Annotated in this window: 24 protein-coding genes; 7 read left to right on the top strand and 17 right to left on the bottom strand. The window is 41.3% G+C overall.

Features of this window, described 5'->3' with window-relative positions:
- Positions 1–2: 2 nt before the first annotated feature.
- The 6 genes from L1286_RS00825 to L1286_RS00800 form a co-directional block, all read right to left on the bottom strand.
- A complete protein-coding gene (locus tag L1286_RS00825) occupies positions 3–1,010 on the bottom strand; it encodes an isocitrate dehydrogenase (protein ID WP_065790213.1) in 1,008 nt (335 codons plus the stop codon).
- Positions 1,011–1,211: 201 nt separating this feature from the next.
- Complete coding sequence (locus L1286_RS00820) at positions 1,212–2,900, bottom strand: hypothetical protein (RefSeq protein ID WP_235404992.1); 1,689 nt, start codon at positions 2,898–2,900, stop codon at positions 1,212–1,214.
- Positions 2,887–3,285: a DUF3192 domain-containing protein gene (locus L1286_RS00815; protein WP_235404991.1), complete on the bottom strand. Its 399-nt coding sequence runs from the start codon at positions 3,283–3,285 to the stop codon at positions 2,887–2,889. Before L1286_RS00815 ends, L1286_RS00820 begins: the two co-directional genes overlap by 14 nt.
- Positions 3,286–3,360: 75 nt before the next feature.
- Positions 3,361–4,131: a flap endonuclease Xni gene (gene xni, locus L1286_RS00810; RefSeq protein ID WP_235404990.1), complete on the bottom strand. Its 771-nt coding sequence runs from the start codon at positions 4,129–4,131 to the stop codon at positions 3,361–3,363.
- Positions 4,132–4,246: 115 nt separating this feature from the next.
- A complete protein-coding gene (gene ppnN / locus L1286_RS00805; protein ID WP_235404989.1) occupies positions 4,247–5,590 on the bottom strand; it encodes a nucleotide 5'-monophosphate nucleosidase PpnN in 1,344 nt (447 codons plus the stop codon).
- 15 nt (positions 5,591–5,605) lie between these two features.
- Complete coding sequence (locus tag L1286_RS00800; RefSeq protein ID WP_235404988.1) at positions 5,606–7,138, bottom strand: diguanylate cyclase; 1,533 nt, start codon at positions 7,136–7,138, stop codon at positions 5,606–5,608.
- Between the two features lie 176 nt (positions 7,139–7,314).
- Between L1286_RS00800 and L1286_RS00795 the strand changes: the two genes are divergently transcribed.
- The gene (locus L1286_RS00795; RefSeq protein WP_235404987.1) at positions 7,315–9,096 is read left to right on the top strand and encodes a M61 family metallopeptidase; all 1,782 of its coding nucleotides are present in this window, start codon (positions 7,315–7,317) and stop codon (positions 9,094–9,096) included.
- 56 nt (positions 9,097–9,152) lie between these two features.
- On the opposite strand, the gene L1286_RS00790 is transcribed toward L1286_RS00795, so the two are convergent.
- The 11 genes from L1286_RS00790 to hisG all read right to left on the bottom strand — a co-directional run bounded on the left by L1286_RS00790 (position 9,153) and on the right by hisG (position 18,448).
- Complete coding sequence (locus tag L1286_RS00790; protein WP_235404986.1) at positions 9,153–9,704, bottom strand: YkvA family protein; 552 nt, start codon at positions 9,702–9,704, stop codon at positions 9,153–9,155.
- Between the two features lie 398 nt (positions 9,705–10,102).
- Positions 10,103–10,870 carry a glycosyltransferase family 25 protein gene (locus L1286_RS00785; RefSeq protein ID WP_235404985.1) on the bottom strand — a complete coding sequence of 256 codons (768 nt, stop codon included), beginning with the start codon at positions 10,868–10,870 and terminating at the stop codon, positions 10,103–10,105.
- Between the two features lies 1 nt (position 10,871).
- Positions 10,872–11,369: a hypothetical protein gene (locus L1286_RS00780; RefSeq protein ID WP_235404984.1), complete on the bottom strand. Its 498-nt coding sequence runs from the start codon at positions 11,367–11,369 to the stop codon at positions 10,872–10,874.
- A 58-nt stretch (positions 11,370–11,427) separates the two neighbouring features.
- Positions 11,428–12,039 (bottom strand): bifunctional phosphoribosyl-AMP cyclohydrolase/phosphoribosyl-ATP diphosphatase HisIE, encoded by a 612-nt coding sequence (gene hisIE, locus L1286_RS00775; protein ID WP_235404983.1) that lies wholly within the window; start codon positions 12,037–12,039, stop codon positions 11,428–11,430.
- Positions 12,030–12,809, bottom strand: a complete 780-nt coding sequence (gene hisF, locus L1286_RS00770) for an imidazole glycerol phosphate synthase subunit HisF (protein WP_235404982.1) — start codon at positions 12,807–12,809, stop codon at positions 12,030–12,032. Before hisF ends, hisIE begins: the two co-directional genes overlap by 10 nt.
- Positions 12,791–13,525: a 1-(5-phosphoribosyl)-5-[(5-phosphoribosylamino)methylideneamino]imidazole-4-carboxamide isomerase gene (gene hisA / locus L1286_RS00765; protein WP_235404981.1), complete on the bottom strand. Its 735-nt coding sequence runs from the start codon at positions 13,523–13,525 to the stop codon at positions 12,791–12,793. The genes hisF and hisA overlap by 19 nt, the downstream gene beginning before the upstream one ends.
- 13 nt (positions 13,526–13,538) lie before the next feature.
- The gene (gene hisH / locus L1286_RS00760; protein ID WP_235404980.1) at positions 13,539–14,129 is read right to left on the bottom strand and encodes an imidazole glycerol phosphate synthase subunit HisH; all 591 of its coding nucleotides are present in this window, start codon (positions 14,127–14,129) and stop codon (positions 13,539–13,541) included.
- Positions 14,126–15,187 (bottom strand): bifunctional histidinol-phosphatase/imidazoleglycerol-phosphate dehydratase HisB, encoded by a 1,062-nt coding sequence (hisB, locus tag L1286_RS00755; RefSeq protein ID WP_235404979.1) that lies wholly within the window; start codon positions 15,185–15,187, stop codon positions 14,126–14,128. The genes hisH and hisB overlap by 4 nt, the downstream gene beginning before the upstream one ends.
- Before the next feature lie 13 nt (positions 15,188–15,200).
- Entirely contained in the window at positions 15,201–16,250 is a 1,050-nt protein-coding gene (hisC, locus tag L1286_RS00750; protein ID WP_235404978.1) for a histidinol-phosphate transaminase, read from the bottom strand.
- Positions 16,250–17,545: a histidinol dehydrogenase gene (hisD, locus tag L1286_RS00745; protein ID WP_235404977.1), complete on the bottom strand. Its 1,296-nt coding sequence runs from the start codon at positions 17,543–17,545 to the stop codon at positions 16,250–16,252. Before hisD ends, hisC begins: the two co-directional genes overlap by 1 nt.
- A 3-nt stretch (positions 17,546–17,548) precedes the next feature.
- Positions 17,549–18,448, bottom strand: coding sequence for an ATP phosphoribosyltransferase (gene hisG / locus L1286_RS00740; RefSeq protein ID WP_235404976.1), 900 nt, complete (start codon positions 18,446–18,448; stop codon positions 17,549–17,551).
- A gap of 346 nt (positions 18,449–18,794) precedes the next feature.
- Between hisG and L1286_RS00735 the strand changes: the two genes are divergently transcribed.
- The 6 genes from L1286_RS00735 (at position 18,795) to L1286_RS00710 (ending at position 25,206) form a co-directional block, all read left to right on the top strand.
- A complete protein-coding gene (locus tag L1286_RS00735; RefSeq protein WP_235404975.1) occupies positions 18,795–19,031 on the top strand; it encodes a hypothetical protein in 237 nt (78 codons plus the stop codon).
- A gap of 241 nt (positions 19,032–19,272) precedes the next feature.
- Entirely contained in the window at positions 19,273–21,111 is a 1,839-nt protein-coding gene (locus tag L1286_RS00730) for an ATP-dependent DNA helicase (RefSeq protein WP_235404974.1), read from the top strand.
- Entirely contained in the window at positions 21,101–21,787 is a 687-nt protein-coding gene (tsaB, locus tag L1286_RS00725; RefSeq protein ID WP_235404973.1) for a tRNA (adenosine(37)-N6)-threonylcarbamoyltransferase complex dimerization subunit type 1 TsaB, read from the top strand. Before L1286_RS00730 ends, tsaB begins: the two co-directional genes overlap by 11 nt.
- Positions 21,788–21,827: 40 nt before the next feature.
- Positions 21,828–22,115, top strand: a complete 288-nt coding sequence (locus tag L1286_RS00720) for a hypothetical protein (RefSeq protein ID WP_235404972.1) — start codon at positions 21,828–21,830, stop codon at positions 22,113–22,115.
- 86 nt (positions 22,116–22,201) lie between these two features.
- On the top strand, positions 22,202–24,256 hold the full coding sequence (locus L1286_RS00715) for an EAL domain-containing protein (RefSeq protein WP_235404971.1): 2,055 nt from the start codon (positions 22,202–22,204) through the stop codon (positions 24,254–24,256).
- A 506-nt stretch (positions 24,257–24,762) separates the two neighbouring features.
- Positions 24,763–25,206, top strand: coding sequence for a hypothetical protein (locus L1286_RS00710; RefSeq protein WP_235404970.1), 444 nt, complete (start codon positions 24,763–24,765; stop codon positions 25,204–25,206).
- The last annotated feature ends 9 nt before the right edge of the window (positions 25,207–25,215 follow it).

The following is a 25,215-nucleotide window of genomic DNA, read 5'->3' as shown; positions in this document are numbered from 1 at the left end:
AATTAAAGGCGTTCAATGACAGCTTGAGTGAAGTCTGTTGTACCGTGGTTACCACCAAGGTCACGCGTTGTGCGGTCGCCAGACTTAATAACATCAGCAACTGCACTGCGGATACGCTCAGCAGTTTCACCCATATCTAGATACTCAAGCATTTGGATTGACGCTAGAATAACAGAAGTTGGGTTTGCTAGGTTTTTTCCAGCAATATCAGGCGCACTACCATGTACTGCTTCAAAGATTGCGGCGTTTTCACCAATATTTGCACCTGGTGCCATACCTAAACCACCCACTAGGCCTGCACAAAGGTCAGAGATGATGTCGCCGAATAAGTTTGTTGTAACAACTACATCAAACTCGTCAGGGTTCATAACTAGCTTCATACATGTTGCATCTACAATCATTTCTGCAGATTCAATATCTGGGAAACGCTCGCCCACTTCGCGCGCCACTTTCAGGAATAAGCCTGACGTTGACTTAAGGATATTCGCTTTGTGTACGGCAGTTACTTTTTTACGACCTTCACGTTGTGCAAGTTCATATGCAAAAGTAACGATTTTTTCAGCACCTTCGCGTGTAATCTTTGACATTGCTTCAGCTTCTGTACCGTCTTCAGAAGTAACCTGACCAAGACCAGAGTACATACCCTGTGTATTTTCTCGAACAGTGATGATATCAATGTCATCGTAGCGTGCCTGCGTCCCTTCGAAAGACTTTACAGGGCGTACGTTTGCGTATAGACCAAACTGCTTTCTAAGCGTTACGTTGATTGAAGTAAAACCTTCACCAACAGGCGTAGTCAAAGGACCTTTAAGCGTAAGCTTGTTGCGCTCAATTGCTTCAAGGGTCGCTGGTGGAAGTAGCTCACCTGTTTTTTCTAAGGCTGCAAGACCTGCATCTACGTATTCGTATTCAAAGTCACAACCAGCCGCATTTAAGATTTCAATTGCTGAATCAATAATGCTTGGACCAATACCGTCGCCTCGAATAACAGTAACTGTTTGCTTAGCCATTTAGTTTTCCTTTATCAAAATAAATTGTACACACTTAATGGTGGGACCACTTTATTGTAGTCAATGAAATAAAAAGTGTGTTGTCGCTTGAAAAATTAAGCGCGTTTTATAGCAATTTATTCATACTTATTCCAGTAAGGAATGATAAAACGGCATAAATACAACTTATGTTTGTTATATCCTCTATTTATAGAATAAATATTATTCAATCATATTGTGTAGAGACAGTGCTAAGAGTGCGCTATGTAGTTCATCGATATTTTTCCAGCCAAATTTGATGGCTTGATTTTCTAATACGCTTTTTTGCCATGCTGTAGGCTCGAATGTCGCGCTACTCCATAACATAGAGAGTACTTTGACTGCGACAAAGGTGTTCGCATCTTCGCTCAAATGGTTATGCTTTTCTTGTTCAGAATTTTGAAAAGCTTGATGTGCTGGGCTGTCACCGAAATGCGCATCAAAATACGTGTGTAATTTGTGTTCATTGAATGATTGAAATCCAAATAGTCGTGACAAAGAATATGGCTTGGCGTCATCTAATTGCTCATCGGTATATGTAAATCGTTTAATATCAATATCATGATGCTTTAGCATGAATGCAACGACGGCACTGATTGGTGATAGAATACTTTCAAACTCCTCGCCATATGCTTTTTTTATTAGTGTCGCTAAAATTAATGAAATTAGCTGATACTTGTGCCAAACATCCTGTGCAAATGGGTGGCGTAGTTGCGAGATAACTTGTTCAATTAATACCCGCTGACACAGTAAGCTGGCCGTGTCCAAGCCAACCATTGTAAGGCTATGGCGAATATTCGCGCCTTTTTGCGCTTCTCGATTATAAAGCTTAGCGGCTTGAGTTAACGCTTCTTCAATGTAAGGGAAGGGGGCAATGGTCTTTTCAATTGCTCTAAAGCTGCCAAAACTGCCTTTATTTAGCTTATCTATAACTGCGAAAGTATCATCGAAGTTTGACTTGTTCGGTTGAATTGAAGGCAGTTCGATATGACCCCATACTTTGTAAAGCAACTGCTTATCAGAAGTGATTATTTGCTTAAATTCATAACGGTAAGGCTTTTGAGTTTTGATTAACCGCGTGAGCTTGTTATCTTCTAATGTACATAAAACGTGCTGTTCGCCTTTAAGCAAAATTACGGCGGTGTTGCCATCGTAATTGGTCGAGGCGCCAACGGGTAAAAGACCAAATTGCTCAATTAATTTATTGAGTGACACTCGCACAAACTCGTCAGTATTCGTGAGATAAATTCTTTTGATACATAGGCCTAGGGTATTCGGTTTACACCCTCTTTTTGCAATGGCAAAGGCAATAATCTGAGCAATGGCAACAATGAGCGTCGTGTTATCATATAAAGGTGTTGCATTTTTACTTCGCAAAGTATCACAGTACGGTTGGAGCCTGGCTAGCATACGTGTAGCCTGCTTATTAACCGAACCGCCATGCTCGAGTACTTTAACAGCGAGTTGATACCGGACCTTCCACAGTTTTTTACCTTGCTCGGTCAGAGCGATCCCTTTTTGCAATTTGTCATTTTCATTTTTGGCACATATAAAGCTTGCGATACAAGCTACCAATAGCTCTTGTTGGATCTTTGCCGAATAGCCATGGCCTTCCACCATGATACACACAAGGATACACTTTTTTACGACTAGGTTAGTCGTGGGGGAAAACTCATCAAAATAAAAGGATAAATAGCTGTGAAGTGCGTTTGGGGCAACCTGATATGTATCGCGGTATAACTCCGCCAGCTGGGCCAGTGTTGGAAAAATACTCGGCCACTTGTTTTTGTTGTAATATAGCCTGAGTACTATTTCTGTTTTTTGAATAAGTTCAAATAGTTTTTTGGATATCTCTTGATTAGTCTGTGACATTATTAAGTGCTTTCTCATACGCGACAATGGCACCGGCTCCCCATAAAATAAGTTGGCCGTTTTTAAATAACATTCCGGTGCACTCGTCTTGCGTCGTTATCCCATCTGGTTTCATTAATTGTGTTCGATAAAAAACAATTTGGTAAATATCTTCTTTGTCAGATTTAACATACGTTAAGTCTGGACTACCTAAATTGTCTAATACCGTATCAAGCTCCATCTTCGCATTTGGCTTAAGCTTACTAATAAAGCGCTTGTTAAATGCTTCTCTATCTTTCCAAACCATTGCTCTTGGGTCGTCTTTATAAAAGTTGATGACAAGAAAGACGATGCCTGCATAAACCGCTAAGCCGAGAAAAATATATTGTAAAACTTTTTTAATCATGTACGTCACCTGAGAACAGCTCAAATAGCCTAGCCCAAGCCCTTTCCTAGAACAAGTTATTTGCGTTTAACGTAATTATACTAAGCGTAGCTGACTGAGTTTAAAGCCCATTTCAATATCTGTTCTTAGTGCAACGAGTGCTTTACTTAATACGAAGTTGTCTATATCGGTTTCTATTTTTTTCCTTATATTGTCTTTTAGCTCCGTGCTTTGAATTGCGTTTTCAACGGAACCATATTGTCCCAAAATTTCCAAAGCGGTCTTTTTACCAATGCCCTTCACGCCAGGGATATCATTGGTTTTATCTCCCATTAATCCCCAAAAGTCGTGTAATTTATCTTTTGAAATAGAGAACTTTGTCGTGATATCCTCTTCACTTAAATGCTGTTGTTTGAAGTAATCATACACTTTTATGTGTTCTTGAAGTAAAGGCAGAAACCCCTTATCTGTAGAAACGATCGTTGTTTTTACATTATGCTGAGCAGATTTGTAGGCCAAGGTCGCAATGACGTCATCCGCTTCGTCTTGCTGCGGAAAATAGGATTTAATCCCATTGTCTGTAAAACCTCGAGACACATTTTCAAGGTTGTCTTTCAATGCCGTTGGCATCGGCTTTCTATTGGCTTTGTAGTCAGCGTAAAGGTGATATCGCCAGCTTTTATCCCCGTCAAAAACGGCAATGGCATGGGTAGCTTCAGTGATCTTAAGCAATTTTCGGGTCGCATTTTTCACACGCTGTTGGCAGCTTTTTAGGATCTGCTCATCTGTTAATCCTGATTGCTCACAGTCAACCGCATAAATGCGTCGGATCAAGTTAAGTGCGTCAATCAAAAGTAAATGTGCCATATACTATAAGGAGGTAAAAATAAAGTGGGGCAAGTATACCAGAGGGGCGAAGATACTGCATCGCCCCGCCAGTGCTTTGTATTTATTTTATAAAAAGTCGCGTTAGTCCTTAGTATCAAGACTCAATCTTATAACACGGTGTATATTTACTGCCAGGTAGTTTCATTCGGCCTTGTGACACAAATGCGCGCAGTAATTTATCCATGTCTTTCATAAGTGACTTATCACCGCTTAATGTATAGGGGCCATTTTCTTTAATCGCTTTTACACCAACATCTTTGACATTGCCAGCTACGATACCGGAAAAAGCACGCCGTAAGTTTGCTGCCAAAATTTCTTTAGGTTGATCAAGATGAAGGTCAAGTGAAGCCATATTCTCATGGGTCGGGTCAAACGGCAGTTGAAATGGCGGCTCAATTTTCAGTGTCCAATTAAAATAGTAAGCATCACCCTCAGATTTCCTATATTCTCTGACTTCAGGCATTGCATTTTTGATTGTTTTTGCAACGCGTTCTGGATCATCAACAATGATCTCAAATTTGTTCAAAGCCTCTTTACCGAGCGTTTTCTCTACAAACTTCGCTATTTCTTCAAAATAGTCGGCGCTCGAAGCTGGACCGGTAAGAATAACTGGCAACACCTGTTTTTCATTTTCTGGGTGCAATAAAATACCCAGTAAGTATAACAACTCTTCAGATGTACCAGCACCGCCAGGAAAGATGATTATGGCGTGCGCTGTTCTAACAAAGGCTTCAAGTCGTTTTTCTATATCTGGTAAAATAACAAGTTCGTTAACAATCGGGTTTGGTGGTTCAGCGGCAATGATACTTGGTTCGGTCAAACCAAGATAGCGATTGCTTGTTATCCGTTGTTTTGCATGACCAATGGTCGCCCCTTTCATAGGACCTTTCATTGCACCAGGTCCGCATCCTGTACAAATATTTAAGCCTCTGAGACCTAACTGGTAGCCAACTTCCTTGGTGTATTTGTATTCAGCCTCATTAATTGAGTGGCCGCCCCAACATACAACCATATTTGGGTCTGTATTAACTTCCAATGCACCCGCATTTCTCAGCATGTCAAAAACCATATGGGTGATGTTTTTATTGTCTGTTAGTTCTTCTTGATGCCTTTGGCAAATAAAGAGAATATCTCTGATCACAGAGAATATATGTTCATGAATACCACTTATAATGGTGCCGTCGACAAATGCAGATTCAGGCGGGTTACTGAGCTCAATTTTGATGCCTCTTTCTCGGGCTACAAGTTTGACGTCAAAGTTTTCAAACTTTTTGTATATTTCATAGCTAGAGTCTGTATGGCTGCCTACGTTCAGTACTGCCAAAACGCAATTTCTAAATAATTTATATCGTTCAAAAGTGGAAGATTGTTGCAACAAATCTACTTCAAGTTGCGATAAAAGATTAAGAACTCCTGTTGGATTTAGCTGTACATGCATAGGCACTTCTCCTTTTTATTCTCGTAAGCAGAGCCTGTCTCGACCAGAGTTTTTTGCATCATAAAGGGCGTTATCAGCGCGATCAAATGCGGTCAAAGTTGTATCACCAGCTTTCAACTGGGTGGCTCCAAGGGAAATCGTAATTTGCACTTCTTTTTCTTTAAATTTAAACGGTATAGACTTCACTGTCGCCCGTATTTTCTCTAACGGCGCTTTGGCTGCGCTCAACGGCATACCTGGCATTAACAAGACAAATTCTTCACCGCCGTAACGTGCAATGAAATCGGCCTTTCTTATTGATTTCTTTAACGCCCTAGCGATGACCTGTAGTGTTTTATCACCCGCACTGTGGCCGTATTTATCGTTGATTGATTTGAAATGATCTACATCAATGACAACCAGTGTTACATCTGAGTTGTGGACTTCAAATAGATGGAATTCTTGGTTGTATCTATCATCAAATGCTGCGCGATTAGGCAATTTTGTCAGGCCGTCTAATAGACTCTTGAATTTTTGCTCATTGAGGCGTTTTTTGTAATTTGTTACTTTGGATTCTAATACATTGATACGGTCGTTGATTTTGTCAAAGCTTTGAAGCAGCGTTTCTTTGTCTTTGCGTTCGATATTTTCGCGCTCGATCAGGTCTCTACTTAACTCTTTGAGCTCATTGTCGACCAATTGTTTTAATTCCGAAATTGACGTTGCTTTTTGCGTTTGTACATTTAGCTTAGTGATCTTCTCTTCAATGCGTTTATTAAGTGCTGAAACCTCTTGGTTTACAGACTTAGACTGGTTTGTCGTCTCAACGATTGATTTATGAAGCTCTTCTAAGGTCTGGTTTAAAGAAACTAAAAAGCCTTGCGCTGATTGTCTTTCTCGAGCGATTGATTTGGCGAAAATACGAATGATGTTGACAGAATTTAACAACAATGAATCAACAGAATCATCGGATGACAAATTATGCTTAATTTGTTTAATCTGCTCAGAGACATCTTCTTCAAAAACCAGCTCATTGGTCAACGCCAACAATTCAATGGCCAATTCAGGGTTATTCATTGTGTTCGAAAATTCAGGTGCGGCTTTTGCCTGTAAGGTCTGCATGTAAAACTGCAGTAGCTTATCTAACAAAGGCACATAATCTACATTAGCTTTGATGTTGCCTAATTCATGGTCCAACAAATAGCGCAGCTTTCGCCTAGTATCGTCTGGTAGCCCTTTGAGTTTTTGTAATTGTTTACCCGCGCCTTGAATATGGCTTTTCAGCGCCCGTTCGTTTGATTCAAATATGCTTTCTTGTTGTTTTAATTGAGCTATTGCAGTCTCTATAACAGGCGTTAATTGTTCTAGCTCAGCACCTTTTGACAAAGCACTTCTAAATTTCGCGAGTTGGTTGTCCAAGGCTACGTCTTGTCCTCTGCAACCAAAAGTCAATTTGCTTGCAAAATCACAAAGCATAGAAACTTGGGTTTTCTTCGCTTCTTCTAAGGCTTTTCTCGCTGAAATAGCTTGAGACAGTTTTTTTTCCAATAGGGCAGTTTTATCAGTCACAAAAGTCCAACATCTTTTTTTAACTATATCACTAGCAAGTTTACATCAAATTACTGAAAAATGTGGAAGAAATTATTTTTCACTCTGGCTTTTTATTGTGTCGGTTCAACGTTTTTTGTAGTCGCGACCGCGCTGATTTTGCTAATTTTAAGAAAACTCATGAATTTTTGATAACGATGAAAACAAAACTCTCACTTTTAACATTGGCCATGATCAGTCATTTTTCTATGGCGGATGTACAATATCGTCTTTCTATTACCGAGCCTGAACATCATTTGGGCAATGTTGACATTACTTTTCCCAAGTCAGCGCAAGCGCACTTAGACGTCCAATTGGCTGATTGGAGGACAGGGCGGTACGAAATTCTAGATATGGCAAACGGCGTACGCTTTTTTGAGGCGAATGACAGTGTTGGAAACGCACTGAAGTGGCATAAAGTTGACAAAAATACCTGGCGTATTCATTTTGATAAACCAACACAAGTGAAGGTATCTTATCAAGTGTACGCGAACGAATTAGCGATGCGTTCAAGACACATTGACGATTCACATGCGTTTATTGATGCGTCTGGTTTTTTCATGTATAGCGATTCCTTTCGACAAGAACCCGTTACTGTAGCACTAGACGTACCAGAGCAATGGCGCTCTGTATCTGGTATGCAGTTCGCTGATTCTAAACATAGTTTCAAGGCTGACAACTATGACATCTTATTGGACTCACCTATTGAAACGGGTATTAATCAACTTCACAAATTTAAGGTTGATGGCAGAGCATACGAACTTGTGATTTGGGGGGAGGGTAATTATGACGTTGACTTAATGCTCAAAGATCTCAAGAAACTCGTAAAGACAGGCAGCCTTATTTGGCACAATTACCCATATGATAGATACGTTTTCATGGTGCATGCAACGAGTGGTGCCCGTGGTGCGACTGAGCATTTGAATTCAACGATTATTCAAAGGCATCGAGACCGTTTTGCCTCGCGAAATGATTATTTAGGGTTTATTTCAACAGCTGCACATGAGTTTATCCATACTTGGAATGTGAAAAATTACCGACCAACTGGGCTAGTACCATACGACTACGTTGCGATTAATTATTCAGAGCTGTTGTGGTTAGTTGAAGGGTCAACCAGTTACCTCGAAGATTATTTATTGCTCAGTGCAGGCATAACGACAAATCAGGAGTTTTATCAAGGTCTAACTAGAACGGTGAATCGCCATATGCAGACCCCAGGGCGTGAGGTGCAGTCAGTAGCCCATACCAGTTTTGACAAGTGGATTAATCAAGGTGGTGATCATGGGAGAAACTATAGTACTAACATTTATTTAGAGGGTGCATTAGTGTCAATGGCTTTAGATATTGACTTAATTGATAAAAGTGACGGAAAAATAAGTTATCGCGATGTACATTCAGAACTCTACAAACAGCATAAACTACCAAAGTCTTTTGATACTAATGATGTGAAGCGTATTCTTCAGCAAATCAGTGGCAGAGATTATTCTGGTTGGTGGGCGACGTATGTGGATGGACCTGCAATTTTAAACTTTGACAAATTGTTTGAAAAAGTTGGCCTTGAATATGATTACCCGCTTGGCACGAAACCCGTTGCTAAAATTGAAGGGTCAGCGAAACAGGCGGGAGCGTTGCTCGAGCTTACCCATGTTGCCCGTGGTGGAAATGCATGGCAGGCTGGATTAACCGCGGGGGATAAACTTGTTGCTGTTAATAAACATCAAGTTAGAAAAGATCTTGCAACGACTTTATCTATATTTGAACCAGGAGATGTCGTCACCATTGACTTTATTCGCCGTCACAAATTGGTGTCTTTAGAACTAACTTTAGCGAAAGGCTTTAACAACAGTAAAGTGATCAGGGCTGTAAGGGCACCGTCGGCGCGTCAGGCAAAACTATACAAAGCGTGGACTGGTGTGGCACACCCAAACGCGAAAAACTAAAAAGGGCGCTGATCGCGCCCCTATTTTTCCGCGGCTATTTGCCGCTCATTCATTTCTTACATAATACGTGAGAAAAATCTTGAACCCTTAGAGCTTGAACGGTTGCGACGCATTGAGGAGCGTATTTGCGCTCGCGTGCTTGCCAACCAACTTTCTCTATTGACTTTAGCATGCTCGCCACGCCTTGCTTCTTCAGTCGCTCTAAATCCACAAAACTCTCTATAAGCTTTTAAATCAAGCGAAAGATCTTGTAGCACTAATTCAATCATAATCGCGTCATCAATGTAACCTAGTACCGGCACATTATCAGGAACAATATCCTCTGGTTCGCCAAAATATGCTAAAGAAAGCATAATTTCTTTTTTCTCATCTTCCGGCATTTGCCACTCGTCGTCTTGAACGGCATCAATAAGTGCTGAAAGCGACATCATTCGAGTACGTACGAACTCAGGAACATTTGTTCCTTCCATTTGATCAACCAATTCGCGTGCCTTGTTAATGATTTCCTCATTGCTCAAGTGACTGCTACGCTCAATCGCTGTTTGCATCATTGAGCGGAAGTGTTCTAAATCGATATCGGTTAATTCAAAGTTTACTTGGATGGACATTATGTTCTCCCTTATGCACTTGTTTCTTTTTATATCCAGTAGGTTGTTAAAATAGAAGGTAATATACCTACTTTAGTGACGCCACTATGCCATTAAAACTACACTAAATTAAGTATAAAGTTACAATAATTGAAAAAAAGTCAAAAATTGGTTGAATTGCACTCAGGCGTACAAGAATTCTAGTATAAATTTCCATATAAACAACTAATTAAGAAAGTTCATGATAATCATCGAATTATAGAGTGTGAGTCGCAGTATCGGGCAGGTAGGGTTTAACGGCAGCTTACGCACTTCTATCCTTTAGTGAGCATATTGTAAAAACGAGTAGCGTAATAAATTGTTTTTGGTCATTCTGTGATGAGATATTGCACGGTTAAGAGCAACAAAAAAGCACTCTGTTATCCGAGTGCTTTTTTTAGGTTTTCGACAACTTGTTGTGTGTGTCGCTTATTTAGGAGTTTTTCGCACAATTGCAGCTTTTTCCTTTGCCAAAATCTTTTTTTAACTTTGGTCTTACCTGTGGCTGCTGCAATATCGCTATCAAATTCTAAATCTTGCTCAATATAATATGGCATCATGGAATATACGGGTACTTTGGTTTCCCAAATATGCTGAATATCAGTGTCTACTGGCCTGCCAAATTGATCGGTAGCTTTCAGAAGTGCTTTCGCACCTTCATATGTGATGGCTTGTGCACAACATCCCGTCATCGCTTTTTTATGCACGACCAAGTCAAATTCGGTATTGAGAGCATGTGTAAATTCAATTGGCCGTTCTCGGTTCTCGTATGCTGCGAGCTTAATTAATTTCCAATCAAGTGTAAGTGACTCAATCGTTTTGAAAACGTTATCTAGATTGCCAACAACTCTAAAGTCATCTTCTAACACAATGGCATACTTAAGCTTTCTGTCTACTATCGTTTGCCATGCTTTCCTGTGGCTAAAATAGCAACCAATTTCACCTTTACCGAGTGCACGATAAAAGTGTTGCTGATTAATTTGGTGGTTGTAATGCTTGGAAATTTCTTCGTTTGACAAAGCTTTCCCATATACACCAGAAATTCGTTCGAACGTGATGCCTTGTTCAGCTAACCGTGTTGCACTTTTTTCTAGGCGATCTGTACTTTGGTCCAAATTAATCAAAAATATAGGAGGTTGATTTTGCATACTACTTAACAATTTCCAAGCTGACAGCCCAAGGCTTGCCCTTATCTAATGTACTACCGAAATTGACGGCAACTTTGGTTTGAGAGTGCTCGCTGGTAAATGTGGATCGGCTTGTGTCATCACCATAGTGTTGTTTTTCTGTCCAGTCTGCACTTAAACAACTCTTCAGCTGTTCATTGACTTGTTCAAACCTCACCAACGCTTCTGTTTTACCTGCAAATGCCTTGTTACATTCGTAGGCTGTATTCCCGCTAGTATATAAGTTGATTTGGCAGCTGTTTTTAAGCAAGTGGGCTTTAGGTCGCCAACTTTTCATTAATTTACCGTTGATCTCACTCCCTTTGAGAATTGCAAAACCATCATCTGCACCAGTGATAAGTGCATTGACTTTTTCACAATCAGTCATATTTTCTACTTTTTTCTGAACATCACTTGGGAGTGAATTGCAGGCAGTCAGTGCAACAAAACCAAGCGAGCAAACGAGATGGCGAAAAACCATGGCAGCTTCCTTATCGAATTTTTCCTAAGCATACCATGGTCAATTCTTATGAGGTAGGCTATTGGTGCCTTTTGGACAATGTATCGACAACTTGCGATAAACTGAGCCCACTTCGTTGTAAAAGTACTAACAGGTGGTAAATTAAATCGGCAGACTCGTTAAGTAATTCTTCTTTATCGTGCTTCATTGCAGCCAGTGCGACCTCAACACCTTCTTCCCCCACTTTTTGACAGCTTCGGCTTAAATCTTTTGCAAAAAGTGAGGCGGTGTAGCTTTCACTCGGGTCAGCATGCTTTTTCTCAGTAATCACTTTTTCAAGTGTACCTAAAAAAGCAAGTTCTGGTTGAGCGCCGGCAAAACAACTTTGTGTACCTAAGTGGCAAGTAGGGCCCGCCGGTGTAGCAAGTAAAAGAATACTGTCGTAGTCACAATCTGTGTGAGCTTCAACAAGAGTCAACACGTTATTTGATGACTCTCCTTTGGTCCACAAGCGCGACTTCGAGCGAGAGTAAAAAGTCACTAAGCCTTTTTCAAACGTCGTTTCCAAAGCTGCTTTATTCATAAATCCTTGCATTAAAATTACGCCTGTCGCGTAATCTTGTACAATCGCAGGGATTAGTGGCGCCTTTTCAAAATCAACGGCGTCTAAATTTGATGGAGTTAGCTGCATAATCTTGTTGCCACCTTATTGTTCGCTAAATATTGTTTCAGTGTTGGTATTTGTATCACTTGCTTGTGAAATACACTCGCAGCAAGCGCGCCATCCACATTCGCGTCAGTGAAAACTTCAGAAAAGTCTTCGACTTTCCCTGCGCCCCCTGATGCGATCAATGGGATATCGCAGAGTGCGCGCATTTCTTTTAGTTGTTTAATATCATACCCTTTTCGAACACCATCTTGATTCATACAATTGAGGACGATTTCACCAGCACCCAACGCTTGAACTTTAGATATCCACTCTTGAGTCTTATAGCGTGTCTGGCTCGCAGCATTGGGGTCGCCAGTGAATTGATAGACAAGGTATTCGCCAGTTTGTTCGTCATAAAAGCTATCAACACCAACGACTACACATTGCTTTCCGAATTCGTCATGTAATTCTTTTATCAATTCTGGCCTCGCAATAGCAGGGCTGTTGATTGAAATTTTATCCGCACCTTGTTCCAGTACTTTTGCCGCATCTTCAACTGACTTGATGCCTCCGGCCACACAAAAGGGAATGTCGATATTACGAGCTATGTCCCGCACCCAATTTAAATCAAGCAGGCGTTTTTCTACACTGGCGCTAATCTCGTAAAACACTAACTCATCCGCGCCGTGTTCACTGTATAGTTTGGCGAGCTCAATGATGTCTCCAACAACTTCGTGCTGTTTGAACTTAACACCTTTTACAACCTGACCATCTTTTACATCCAGACAGGGGATTATTCGCTTCGATAACATGCAATGGCCTCCTCAACTGTGAATGCGTTATCTAGTAATGACTTGCCCAATATAATGCCGCTGACGCCAATCTTTACGAGCTTTTTAATGTCTTCTAATGAACTTACGCCACCAGATGCTTGTACTTTAGCGGCTGGGTTGTGGCCTACTATTTGCTCGTATAATTCAAAGGAGGGGCCTGTCATGGTGCCATCTTTACTAATATCTGTGCATAAAAAGTCATACACACCAACCGCGAGATAAAAGTCGATTAACTCGAATAAAGAAACGCTAGAGTCACTCAACCAGCCGTGAGTGGCGACAGACCAGCCATTGGCTGTCTTGTTGACATCCAATGCAATGACAAAACGTTCTGCACCAAACTCTTCTATCCACTGAGCTAGCTGCTCTTTTTGGTCGACAGCTAATGAACCGATAACCACTTGGCCTGCACCGGCTTTTAACCATTGTTTAATGTCGTCGTAGGAGCGAATTCCGCCGCCGATCTGGTAGGGCGTATCGAGTTGGCTGGTGGCTTTTTGAATTTGCTGCCACTGTTTTTTACTGGGATCGCGCGCGCCTTCGAGGTCGACTAAGTGGAGTTTAATCGCTCCACAATCTTGGTATTCATGTAATCTCTTTTGCAAGTCAAAAGGGTAAAACTGAGCCGTATCATATTTGCCTTGATATAAACGGACGATTTGGCTATCTAACACATCTAAAGCTGGAATAATCATTATTTTGTCCTTTTTAAACTTGCCATTGCATGAAGTTATTTAAGAGCTTTGCACCCACTTTGGCGCTCTTTTCAGGGTGAAACTGCATTCCTGCATAGTTGTCCTTCGCAACAATGGCTGAAAAGGGTTGCCCATAAATACATTGAGCGAGCGTTGTCTCATTCACCGCGTGTGCAAAGCTATGCACAAAATACACTTGGTCATTTAGATCTATGTTTCTTGTTAAAGGGTGTTGGCCAACGATTTGTATTGTATTCCAGCCCATATGAGGGCTCGTCAGGTCACCTGTACGCAACTGTGTAACTGGTCCATTTATCATTCCAAGGCCATTGATTTGGCCTTCTTCACTGTAGTCACACAGTAATTGCATCCCTAGGCAGATCCCCATCAAAGGTTTCTCATACTGGGCAATCGCCTCTTTCCAGCCTTGATCAACTAAGCGCTTCATAGCAACGTTGGCGTGCCCGACACCTGGTAGTATTGCGCGATCAAACCCTTTTAGCTGTTCAGGGTTTGAAATGATCTCCGGTGTTACTCCAAGTCGTTCAAAAGCAAATCTAACTGAATTTATATTGGCGCAACCCGTATTGATTATTGCTATCATAAACACCCCTTAGAGCTCGCCGTTTGTTGCGTTGCATCCTTCGCTATTGCCATTCTAAGTGCACGAGAAAATGCTTTAAATAACCCTTCTACTTGGTGGTGACAATTACCCTCTGACACACTCAAAATCAAACTAATTTGAGCATTATCAGCAAGTGATTTAAAAAAGTGCTCTACCATTTGTACATCTAAGTCACCCACCATGTCGCGGCTAAAGTCAGCGTTGAGGACAAATGACGCGCGGCCTGATAAATCTAGCTGACATTCCGCTTTACACTCATCCATCGGTAGAGAGAATCCATATCGTGCTATTTGTGACTTTGTGCCTAATGCTTGCTTAAGTACTTGGCCAAGTGCAATCCCAACATCCTCGACTAGGTGGTGCTCATCTATGTGTAAGTCGCCCCTTGCTGCAATATTCAGCCCAATATTCGCGTGTGTTCTGATTTGGTCTAACATGTGGTCAAAAAAGCCTAGCCCCGTACTTATTTCACCTAGCGCATTTTGGTCCAAATTAGCCGCGACAGAAATTTGCGTTTCTTTCGTGTTCCTGACTATCTTGGCTTCACGGTTTTGAGTTGTGAGTTGAGTCACAATTTGTGGCCAATTTTGTTCGTACAAGATACCTTCGATACATAGGTTTTTGGCTAGCTCAAGATCAGTTTGGCGATCGCCAATAACAAAAGAGCGTGATAAGTCTACTTTTCCAGATCGCATGATGCTTGTTAACAAACCTGTTTTCGGTTTTCGACAATCGCAGTTGTCCTCATCAAAGTGTGGACAGATCAGAACTTCATCAAACTTAATGCCTTGCGAGGTAAATATGCTCATCATCATATTGTGTGGTGCCGCGAAATCCTCTTCTGGAAAACTTGCGGTGCCTAACCCATCTTGGTTTGACACCATGACAAGTTTGTACCCCGCATTTTGCAGTGCAAGCATGGCTGGAATTACATCAGGTAGTAGCGCTAATTTTTCCAAACTGTCTACTTGTTTATCGGTTACTGGCTCCTCAATTAAGGTGCCATCTCGGTCTATAAATAGATACGGCGTACTCATTTTACTTCCTTACTTACTCTGGTTGCTCAAGCCAGAGTTTGACTTGCTCTAATTCTTGTTCGTTACCGATGGATATACGCAGCCAATTATCTTCACCAAATAAAGTGAAGGGGCGCATGATGGTCCCTGTTCGCATAGCTACGTCAATGTCACATTTATTGCGCAACTGCAACGTCACAAAGTTACCTTCACCAGATAGTACTTGCGTCACTTTTGAAGACTCGCTCAGCAGCGTTTTGAGTCTCGTTTTATTGCCATTTAATATAGCGACTTGACGGCGCATTTGAGTCACTGAGTCTGAGCTCAGTGCCTGTTCTGCAATAAGTGCAACAGCTGTGGAAACCGGGTAGGGCGCGATGACTTTTCTTACCGCAACCAAAAGGTCTGCGTTGGCCAATAGAAAACCCGTTCTCAAGCCGGCTAAGGCAAACGCTTTTGAAAGCGTTCTTAGCACAGCGATATTGTCAAAGTCTTGAAGCAGAGACACTGCGCTTTGCTCGGGGCAAAATTCGATATACGCTTCATCTACAACGACGATCGCTTTGCCTTCAAGTGACTTCGCCAGCGCTGCAATTTTGCTGACTGGGGTTAGGCTACCGGTTGGGTTATTCGGGTTGCAAACAAATACGAGTTTAGCATTGCCGACAGATTGAGTTATTTCACAAACTTCACCATCTAGTAGCAGTGATTGGTCAAGTTCATTGATTGCGATATTTTGGGTATCAGCCGAAACCTTATACATGCCGTAAGTCGGCGTGAAAATGGCGATGCTGTCTTTACCCGATTCGCAATACGTGCGCATAAGAAGTTCTATTCCTTCATCGGCGCCACGTGTCATCAGCACTTGTTCTGGATTCAGTTGTGAATAATTACAATAGGCCTTAATCACATTTTCAGGTTGTGGCTCGGGGTATCGATTAAGGTTGTTAAGATTCAGTTGAAACTCTTTAGCATAGGGGCTCTCATTTGCATTAAGCCATGTCGTTCCAGTCAGCTTCTCACTCTTTGCTGAACTATATGCTTTTAGCTCTGCAATATTCTTTGGTAACAATGATTCTGACATCAATTTCTTCCACCTTCTAATCTGATTGCAACGGCATTGGCGTGCGCATCTAACCCTTCGGCTTCCGCGAGAGGCAAAATAGCCTTACTTAATGACGTTAAACCCGCTTTTGTGATTGCTTGTACTGTGTAGGTTCTAAAAAAGTCCATTAAATTTAAGCTCGAGTACGTTTTGCTATATCCATATGTAGGCAGTACGTGATTTGTGCCAGAGGCATAGTCACCAGCGGACTCTGGCGTATAGTCACCAACAAACACGGAGCCTGCATTTTTGACTTTGTCCAGTTTAGAGTATGCATCTTTGCACTGTAAAATAAGGTGTTCCGGACCATATTCAGAAGATAATTCAAACGCTTGGTCAATAGAGTCAACTAAAATGAGTGAACTATTTTTCATCGCCTTTTTGGCGATATCAGCGCGACTAAGCATACGGAGTTGGCGGTCAATTTCTGCGTAGACTTCTTTGATAAACCTCTTGTCATCGCTCAGAAGGATAACCTGTGAATCAACACCATGCTCGGCCTGTGACAATAAGTCAGCGGCCGAAAAGGCTGGGTTTGCTGTTTTATCTGCGATGACTAACACTTCAGAAGGGCCTGCCGGCATATCAATGGCAAAACCGGGCACTGATTGTGAAAGACATTGTTTCGCCATCGTGACATAAGCGTTGCCCGGGCCAAATACTTTACTCACTTTGGGTACCGACTCTGTTCCCAAAGCCATCGCCGCAATGACGCCTGCACCGCCGCTTTCGATGATAGTGTTAATTCCACACTTTTTTGCTGCATACAGAATCGCAGGGTGAATTGTTTCTCGTCCTTTGACAGGGGTCGCTAGAACAACAGTACCTGCGCCACTTAATTGAGCGCAGACTCCTTGCATCAAAACTGAAGATGGTAGGGGGGCACTCCCTCCTGGTACATAAATCCCAACTGCATCAATTGGTTGGAATCGTAATTCACACGATACGCCTGGTTGAGTCTCTAGTTGTTTTGGCTGAGGCAGCTGCAATTCATGAAATTTCTTTATGTTGTCATATGCTAGATCAATGGCACTTTTCAATTCACTGCTAAGGCTTTGCTCACTTTGCTCAATCTCAATACTAGGCACTCGTAGGCGAGGTGATACTCTGCCATCAAATTGACTTGCCAGTGCGAGTAGCGCTTCATCACCACGCGCCTCTACCTGTGCAATAATGCGCTCAACAGCGGCCTGTATCTCTACACCTGCACTTACCGCAGGTCGGGTCAGCGCTGTTTGTCGTGCTTGGCTATCTAACTCATTCCAAACCAGCATGATTTACTCCATCATTTTCTCGATTGGCATTACCAGGATAGAATTCGCCCCGAGGCTTTTAAGCTCTTCCATCGTTTCCCAAAATAGAGTTTCACTGCTAACCATGTGCAAAGCGACATAGTCTTCGCTTCCTGCAAGGGCTAGTAAAGTTGGCTGACCAGTACCGGGCAGTAATTCGCAGACTTCATCTAATTTCGCTTTTGGTGCGTGCAGCATGATGTACTTACTTTCTTTGGCTTGTTTAACCCCTTTTAAGCGCGGGAGTAACTTGTTAATGAGAGATAGCTTGGCATCATCATTCAAGTTTGCATTTTGGATTAGGCAAGCATTTGATTCTAATATTGTTTCACCTTGCATTAATCCATTAGCTTCTAAGGTCGCACCCGTTGAGACTAGGTCACAGATGGCATCTGCGAGACCAGCGCGAGGGGCGACTTCAACGGAGCCCGTAAGCATAACAACACTGGCATCAATATTTTCAGATGCAAGATATTGCTTGAGAATTTCAGGGTAAGTCGTTGCGATACGTTTGCCATTAAACCAATCTTTGGATTGCTGGCCTAACTCTTGAGGCCAAGCGAGCGCAAGTCGACAATAACCAAAATCAAGCTTAGAAAGTTGTTTTACAGCATTAGGTTGACCAACGCGTTCACGCTCAGCTTGCGTTTCAACTAAAACGTTCTCACCGACAATACCTAGGTCACATACTCCGTCCATCACCAGGCCTGGGATGTCGTCATCTCTGACGCGAAGGACGTCGATTGGCATGTTAGTTGAGTGTGCGATTAAGCGTTGCTCTCGTAAATTGAGCTTGATACCCAATTGCTTCAGAAGTGACTGACAGTCTTTGGATAAACGTCCAGATTTTTGAATTGCGATACGTAAGCGCGTAGAAGTATTCATAATTTATTTTCCTAATATTAAAAACTAAAAACCCCGAGGGAACCTCAGGGCGAAAATAAATTTGAATTTGTTACTTGGTTCGCCGGAGGTTCCTTTAAGGAATAACCCACCAGCGAAATACCTGACAGGCTATCCCGATGTATGATGGTGATGATGTACAGCTGTCAGATTTAAAAACATGTGATTACCTGTTATGTAAAATTTTGTGTCATTCAATTAACTTTTTATAGATAATCATGAAAGTGACAGCCCGTGCAAGTACTTTTTAATTTAAATTAAAGTATAAATTATATCAGTCGATAATAAGTATATAGGTCAATAGCTTCTGAATCCGGAGGTAATCAAGATGGACGTTTTTAAGCCATATATGGCGCCCATAGTTAGATTAAAAGTTGCGCATAACGGCCCATTTAAAATTGTTGGCGTGTTAGACAACAAAGCTGAAAAGATCAAAGGAAAGTCATTGGCCAATCAAATCGATAGTGAATTGAAAGAAAAATCAGCGCGCAATTTATCAGAAGAGAGTGGTCAAAATGCAGAGGCAGATGTAAATGAGCAAGACCATTTAGATACTTGGGCTTGAAACGATAGGATCATGTCGTTTAATAAGCCAAGCGCAAAAAACTACCATACCGTATTATGCATATGATTATTACTAGTCCAGTCGTGCCGGCTGCTTGCTCATTTGGTGTTTTAAAATTAAAATTGCTCGACTTATTTAAGCTGAGCTCGCGTTTTCATTGTCAATAGAACAGTACTTTTCATCTACAGGCCCCCTTGCTCAACACTTTAAGGGGTACCAACCAAGACAGCCGCAGATCGAAATGTCGGTCGCGATTGACGGTATCGTTAAAAACGGCGGCCAATGTGTTGTCGAAGCTGGCACCGGCACCGGAAAAACATTCGCATATCTAGTACCAGCCCTAATCAATAATAACAAAGTCATTATCTCTACAGGCTCTAAAGCGCTTCAAGAGCAACTGTACCATCGTGACTTACCTAGTTTAGTAAAAGCACTAAAGAAAGGTCGGAAGACGGCGTTGCTCAAAGGACGTGCGAATTACCTATGTACCTACCGTCTCAGTCAACATGTTGCGCATGTCCCAACTGACGACCCTGATGTTATGCATCAGCTGGCAATGGTTGCAAAATTTGCGACTGAAACCCAAAGTGGTGACTTAGCTGATTGTGTTGGCATTGAAGAAGATGCCAAGGTACTCCCTTACGTCAGTTCAACCGCAGATAATTGCTTAGGTAAAGAGTGCCCCGATTTTTCTGAGTGTTATATAAGAAAAGCGCGTTTGAAAGCGATGGAAGCGGATTTAGTGGTTATTAACCATCACTTATTTTTTGCGGATATGGCCGTAAAAGATTCGGGTTTCGCGGAACTTATGCCAACTGCAGACACCTATATTTTCGATGAAGCACATCAGGTCAATGAAATCGCAAGCGACTACTTCGGTGAAACAATCAGCACCAAGCAATTGCAAGATTTAGTAAACGATATACGCGTTATCTATCTCAGTGATATTCCAGATATGCTTCAGTTGGGGAAAACACTCAATAAACTGACTACAAGTATCGCAGATCTGAGGTTAGTATTTGGTGGTGACGGCGCGCGCGGAGATTGGCGAGAAGCGCTTCAAGACAAAGTAATTTGCGAAGCACTGCATAGGGTTATCAGTAATCTTGATTTTCTATACAAAGTGCTTAAGCTTTGTTTGGATAGAAGTGAAAAAATTGAGCATCCGTTTGAACGCGTATTGGCCTTTAAAGGTCAAATGGAAAGGGCGTTTGATGTCACACAAACGGGATACAGTTACTGGTTCGAAACGACAAGACGATTTGTGACCATTCATATCACACCACTAGATGTCTCGAAGCGATTTCAAGAGTTAGTGACAAAAACGGAAGCGGGCTTTGTATTTACCTCTGCAACATTGTCGGTGGACAATAGCCTGACACACTTCAACTCAAGTTTGGGACTTAAGCCTGACTATCACAAAATTGTAGATAGTCCGTTTGACTATAAAAAACAGGCTTTACTCTGCTTGCCTAGATACCTGCCAGAGACTAAAGATGAGTTAATGCCTCACGCTTTGGTCAAAGTGGCTAAATCTGTAATTAAAGCCGCGCAGGGTAGGACATTTTTACTCTTTACAAGTTATCGTGTGATGCACTTGGTCTATGAAGGGATCAGTACTGCGACAGAATACCCCGTATTTATGCAGGGCCAGTCTTCAAAGCGCATCATTCTTGAACAGTTTGTCAGACACGGGAATGCCGTTTTGCTCGGTACAGCATCTTTTTGGGAAGGTGTGGATGTAAGAGGCGATGCGTTAAGCTGCGTTGTGATAGACAAGTTACCCTTTGCCTCTCCGGACGATCCGCTACTGCAAGCAAAAATGAAAGATGCCGAAATTAGCGGCAAAGCGCCGTTTGAAGACATTCAATTACCACAAGCGGTTATTGCCTTGAAGCAGGGCGTTGGGCGATTAATTCGTGATAGAAGTGATAAAGGTGTATTGATCATTTGCGATAATCGCTTAGTTACGAGAAAATACGGGGAAACGTTTATTAAGAGCCTACCAGACATGACTCGCACAAGAGACTTAGATAAGGCCTTAAACTTTTTAGAGAATATCGATAAACATGAAACATAATTTGCTAGCCATTGACGCGTCAACTGAAGCATTGAGCCTTGCGCTTCACTTTAGTGGCAATACTTTTACGCATTTTGAAGAATGCCCACAGCAGCACAGCCAGAAGATCCTCCCGCTTGTCGAGTCGCTACTTAATCAAGCAAACTGTACGTTGAAGGAACTCGACGGCATCGTCTATGGCCGTGGTCCAGGTAGCTTCACTGGTGTACGTATCGGGGTTTCCGTCGCACAAGGACTTGCGTATTCTGCAAATCTGGCACTGTGTGGTATTTCAACCTTGCATGCAATGGCCCAACAGGCCATTACTACGCACAATTTTAGTGAGGTGATCAGTGCGATAGATGCGAGAATGGGAGAAGTTTACTTAGGCCATTTTACGAAAGACAGTCAGGGCTATGCCGTAGCGACAAGAGATGAAATCGTCATTAAACCTGAGCTTATTGAAGCAGACTTCACGGGCATTGCTGCTGTAGGTACAGGGTGGCAGAGTTACACTGACACGGCCCAAAGGTTGGCCGTGAATGTCATTGAAAGTATTACACTCCCCAGCGCTGAGTTTATGTTGGCATTAGGCGATGAGGCATTCGCTAGGGGAGAAACTGTGGCCCCGCAAGATGCACAACCGCATTATGTGAGAGATACAGTAACTTGGAAAAAGTTGCCAGGAAGAGAATAAGACTCTATCCTTAAATTAGGCACAAATTATGGCGTGACTGATGAGAATTAATCAATTAGTTCAAAATCAACATACATACCAGCTGGACTCAAAACGTGTTGCGAGTCGGGATGAGTCACGCCCTGATGAATCAAAGCTTACCAACGAAATTAAATTTTCCCCCGAAGGCATCAAGCTTGCACAGCAATTTCAGCAAAGCAAACGTGATGTCATATACGACCAGCCAGACTTCAATTCAAACAAAGCACTTCAGGCATACTCTTCCGTTCAGAATCAGGTCAGACGCGCAGAAGTTCAATCACTGATCGGTGTTGACATATACGCATAACCTGCGTGAATAATTTTCAGTAAAAAAATCCAAGAAGCGATTGTATTCTAGATTTATTGGGGTAATGTAAAAAGAAAAACTGAATTGTGACAAAAGCGTTGCTAAGTAAATTTAATGAATATGCCTTTAAAATATCTTCAAATACCGTAATACTTTCACTGCGGGAAGGGTATATTGCATTAATTCCTTTTTTCATTGTTGCGTCTGTTATCACACTGATTAATCAATGGTTGAATATTTCCATGAAAGGGGTGGAACACCAGTTTTTGGAAGATTTCAACACCTTGGTCTGGGGCATATTTCCTGTTTTGACTTTGATGTCATTCAGTTATTATTTGTCTAAGAATTTAAAAGTCCACACAATAGCTAGCCCTATTTTGGTTTTCACTTGTTTCACTGCGACAACAGGCTATATCACGATTTCAGGCAATGAATTGGCAATCAATCATCGAATGGGCGCGCTATATTCATTGTTAATGCCTGTGGTTTGCTGTTATTTTCTTTCCTATCTTGAACGACTTAAAGTCTTCCGCTTGGTTGGTGTCAGCTCGATAAGTCTGTTTTTGAGAAAGCACCTTAATTTAATACTACCTTATCTTATTGTAACCAGTTTAGTATTGCTGTTGTTTCCCTATATCGACTTAGTGGCTGAATCTTCGCTAGAGACATTAAGATCTTTAAACCCTCATTGGAACGTTTTTGAAAAGCTGTCAATGCAGCTGTTAATTGCCCATTTGCTCTGGTTTATTGGCGTTCATGGCGACAATACTTATCATATTTTAGTCTCAAGCGAGCTGACCAGTTATTATGTATTACCAGATTTAATTAGTTATAATTTCTTTACAGGTTTTGTTATTTTAGGTGGGACAGGTTGTATTTGGGGGCTCATTGTTGCAGCGTTGTTTTTGAAAAAAGGTCAACATGAAAAACGTATTGCAATAATTTCATCGCCACTGGCGCTTTTTAATATTAGCGAAGTCATGATTTATGCACTTCCTATCGTTTTTAACCCTTATATTTTACTACCATTTTTATTATGTCCCCTGATAAATGCGAGTATTGCTTATTTTGCATTTTATTCAGGTTTTGTGACTATACAGTATATTGAAGAGATACCATGGTTTACGCCCATTTTCATAAACGGCTGGCTACTCACTGAAAGTGTAAAAGGAATATTCCTACAAGTTTTTCTTGTGCTGTTAAATGCGATGATTTACTTCCCATTTTTAAAGGCAAATCGTGATAACAATTTGTCAGGTAAGGCGCTTGATGTACTTATGAAACGATATACCGCGGGTAGAATGATTGAAGAGGGGGCTGAAGGTTCTTACAGTGCGACTCAGCGCAAAGAGCAAATAAATGCGCACAGCTTAAAAGAGGTCACAGAAGCGTTAAATCAGGGCGCTTTGACATTGTTTTATCAACCAAAAATAAACCCTTACAGTAAAAAAGTGGTGGGCTTTGAAGCCTTACTTAGGTTGACGAACAAGGATGGCAGTATTTCAGGACCGTGGTTCTTAGAAACACTAGAGCAGCACAATTTATTGCATATCATTGACAATTATGTGATAGATCAACTCGAGATAGACCTAGAACAGTTTGCTAAATTGGGTCTACACCCTAAAGTCAGTTTTAATATTTCGCCTAAAAATCTTTTAAGTGGTGGTTACAGGCGAATAATTAAAGCGTTTGCAAAGTTCCCTGAGCAAGTGGAAGTTGAACTTTTAGAATCTAGTTATATTGAAGACTTTAATAAAACAGTGTCTGTTGTTGATTCATTAAAGAAAAACAAAATAGATTGTGCGATGGATGACTTTGGTACAGGGTATTCTTGTCTCTCAGTATTATCTAAGTTAAATATCTCTACGATAAAATTAGATAGAAGTTTGTTACCGGAACAGTTGAATACTAAATCTATTTCTTTGTATACGAACCTTTCGGAAATGATATCAAAATTGGGCTTTAAACTTGTTGCTGAAGGCGTGGAAACTGCGGACGAAGAAAAGCTGGTTAAACAATCACATATTGATTGTGTACAAGGTTTTTTATATTTTAAAGCAATGCCTGTTGAAGAGGCTATTTATATTTTTATGACAAAAGGAGGCGAGGAGATTACAAAAGAGAATAATGCAGAAGCTTAATGCCCTTGGTAAATGTTATTAAAATTAATTTAATTCCGCCCACTATATTCAGCATTGAACAAAACCATGGCATTGGCCAAAATAAATCCGACAGAGGTAAGTGTTATTGGCCTTGTATAAAGGTACTGGTGAAATAGATAGTTTAATTACCCCCTTTCATCTAACCATTTATTACATAAAATGATGTGTTTTTTATCAAAATACTGAAAGTTGAACTAGGTCCCCTTCTGTATTTGTGCAGCTGCAAATAATTACTTTGCCGACGGCATATTTGGCACAGAATGTGTTTTTAGGTTCGAGTTATCGTTTTGCCCGGTTACCCACGTCGTATCTTTCACAACTAACGGCACTACGACAAATACGACTTATTGAATCATCACTCAATTTAAAGCCAAAGATATTGAGGAACACTAACTTAGCTGATAGGTTGGTGTGATTAAATGGTATTTGAGACTTTGTATATTCCGAACGTGGAAACAAACCATAACAATAAAAATGGAAAGCTGATGAAAACGACATTGATTTTTATATTTACACTACTGTGTACCCCCTGCATTGATGCAAAGCCACAGGAAGCCTTGCCTTCAGAACAATTGAAAGCGAGAGTGATCCAAATAAATAGCCTGCAGAATAAAATTTTGATGAAAGATTCTAAAGTCTCTGATGTAGATAACCTGTTCAATAATTTTACTAGTGACTTTAAGTATGTTCACGAAGCGTATGGCGGTACCTACGAAAAAACACATTTGTACAATAATTATGTCAGATTCTTGAAAGCGGGTGATTACACCTACACACAAGATAGGTATAAAATTATCTCAATGATTGCGGGTCATAATGCAGTTTCGGTAGAGCGGCAACAAATACATGATGGTAAGCAAGAACGCCACCTCACCGTGTTTGAATTTAAAGGCGAACAGGTTTCAAAGATCATTGAGTATTGGAAGTAAACTTCAGTA

The organism is Pseudoalteromonas sp. SMS1, assembly GCF_021530565.1.
Classification (GTDB): domain Bacteria; phylum Pseudomonadota; class Gammaproteobacteria; order Enterobacterales; family Alteromonadaceae; genus Pseudoalteromonas.
Note: the sequence above shows the minus strand (reverse complement) of the source record. Positions and strands in the feature narration are given on the sequence as shown.

Excerpts from the sequence above, each read along its gene's own strand:
- xni (WP_235404990.1), bottom strand. The coding sequence starts at position 4,131 with ATGGCACATTTACTTTTGATTGACGCACTTAACTTGATCCGACGCATT.
- L1286_RS00790 (WP_235404986.1), bottom strand. The coding sequence starts at position 9,704 with ATGTCCATCCAAGTAAACTTTGAATTAACCGATATCGATTTAGAACAC.
- hisB (WP_235404979.1), bottom strand. The coding sequence starts at position 15,187 with ATGAGTACGCCGTATCTATTTATAGACCGAGATGGCACCTTAATTGAG.
- L1286_RS00730 (WP_235404974.1), top strand. The coding sequence starts at position 19,273 with ATGTCGGTCGCGATTGACGGTATCGTTAAAAACGGCGGCCAATGTGTT.
- L1286_RS00710 (WP_235404970.1), top strand. The coding sequence starts at position 24,763 with ATGAAAACGACATTGATTTTTATATTTACACTACTGTGTACCCCCTGC.
- L1286_RS00720 (WP_235404972.1), top strand. The coding sequence starts at position 21,828 with ATGAGAATTAATCAATTAGTTCAAAATCAACATACATACCAGCTGGAC.
- L1286_RS00735 (WP_235404975.1), top strand. The coding sequence starts at position 18,795 with ATGGACGTTTTTAAGCCATATATGGCGCCCATAGTTAGATTAAAAGTT.
- L1286_RS00815 (WP_235404991.1), bottom strand. The coding sequence starts at position 3,285 with ATGATTAAAAAAGTTTTACAATATATTTTTCTCGGCTTAGCGGTTTAT.
- hisH (WP_235404980.1), bottom strand. The coding sequence starts at position 14,129 with ATGATAGCAATAATCAATACGGGTTGCGCCAATATAAATTCAGTTAGA.
- L1286_RS00785 (WP_235404985.1), bottom strand. The coding sequence starts at position 10,870 with ATGCAAAATCAACCTCCTATATTTTTGATTAATTTGGACCAAAGTACA.
- hisA (WP_235404981.1), bottom strand. The coding sequence starts at position 13,525 with ATGATTATTCCAGCTTTAGATGTGTTAGATAGCCAAATCGTCCGTTTA.
- L1286_RS00825 (WP_065790213.1), bottom strand. The coding sequence starts at position 1,010 with ATGGCTAAGCAAACAGTTACTGTTATTCGAGGCGACGGTATTGGTCCA.
- hisIE (WP_235404983.1), bottom strand. The coding sequence starts at position 12,039 with ATGCAGCTAACTCCATCAAATTTAGACGCCGTTGATTTTGAAAAGGCG.
- hisC (WP_235404978.1), bottom strand. The coding sequence starts at position 16,250 with ATGTCAGAATCATTGTTACCAAAGAATATTGCAGAGCTAAAAGCATAT.
- hisG (WP_235404976.1), bottom strand. The coding sequence starts at position 18,448 with ATGAATACTTCTACGCGCTTACGTATCGCAATTCAAAAATCTGGACGT.
- tsaB (WP_235404973.1), top strand. The coding sequence starts at position 21,101 with ATGAAACATAATTTGCTAGCCATTGACGCGTCAACTGAAGCATTGAGC.
- ppnN (WP_235404989.1), bottom strand. The coding sequence starts at position 5,590 with ATGCATGTACAGCTAAATCCAACAGGAGTTCTTAATCTTTTATCGCAA.
- hisF (WP_235404982.1), bottom strand. The coding sequence starts at position 12,809 with ATGTTATCGAAGCGAATAATCCCCTGTCTGGATGTAAAAGATGGTCAG.
- L1286_RS00820 (WP_235404992.1), bottom strand. The coding sequence starts at position 2,900 with ATGTCACAGACTAATCAAGAGATATCCAAAAAACTATTTGAACTTATT.
- L1286_RS00795 (WP_235404987.1), top strand. The coding sequence starts at position 7,315 with ATGAAAACAAAACTCTCACTTTTAACATTGGCCATGATCAGTCATTTT.
- L1286_RS00780 (WP_235404984.1), bottom strand. The coding sequence starts at position 11,369 with ATGGTTTTTCGCCATCTCGTTTGCTCGCTTGGTTTTGTTGCACTGACT.
- hisD (WP_235404977.1), bottom strand. The coding sequence starts at position 17,545 with ATGCTGGTTTGGAATGAGTTAGATAGCCAAGCACGACAAACAGCGCTG.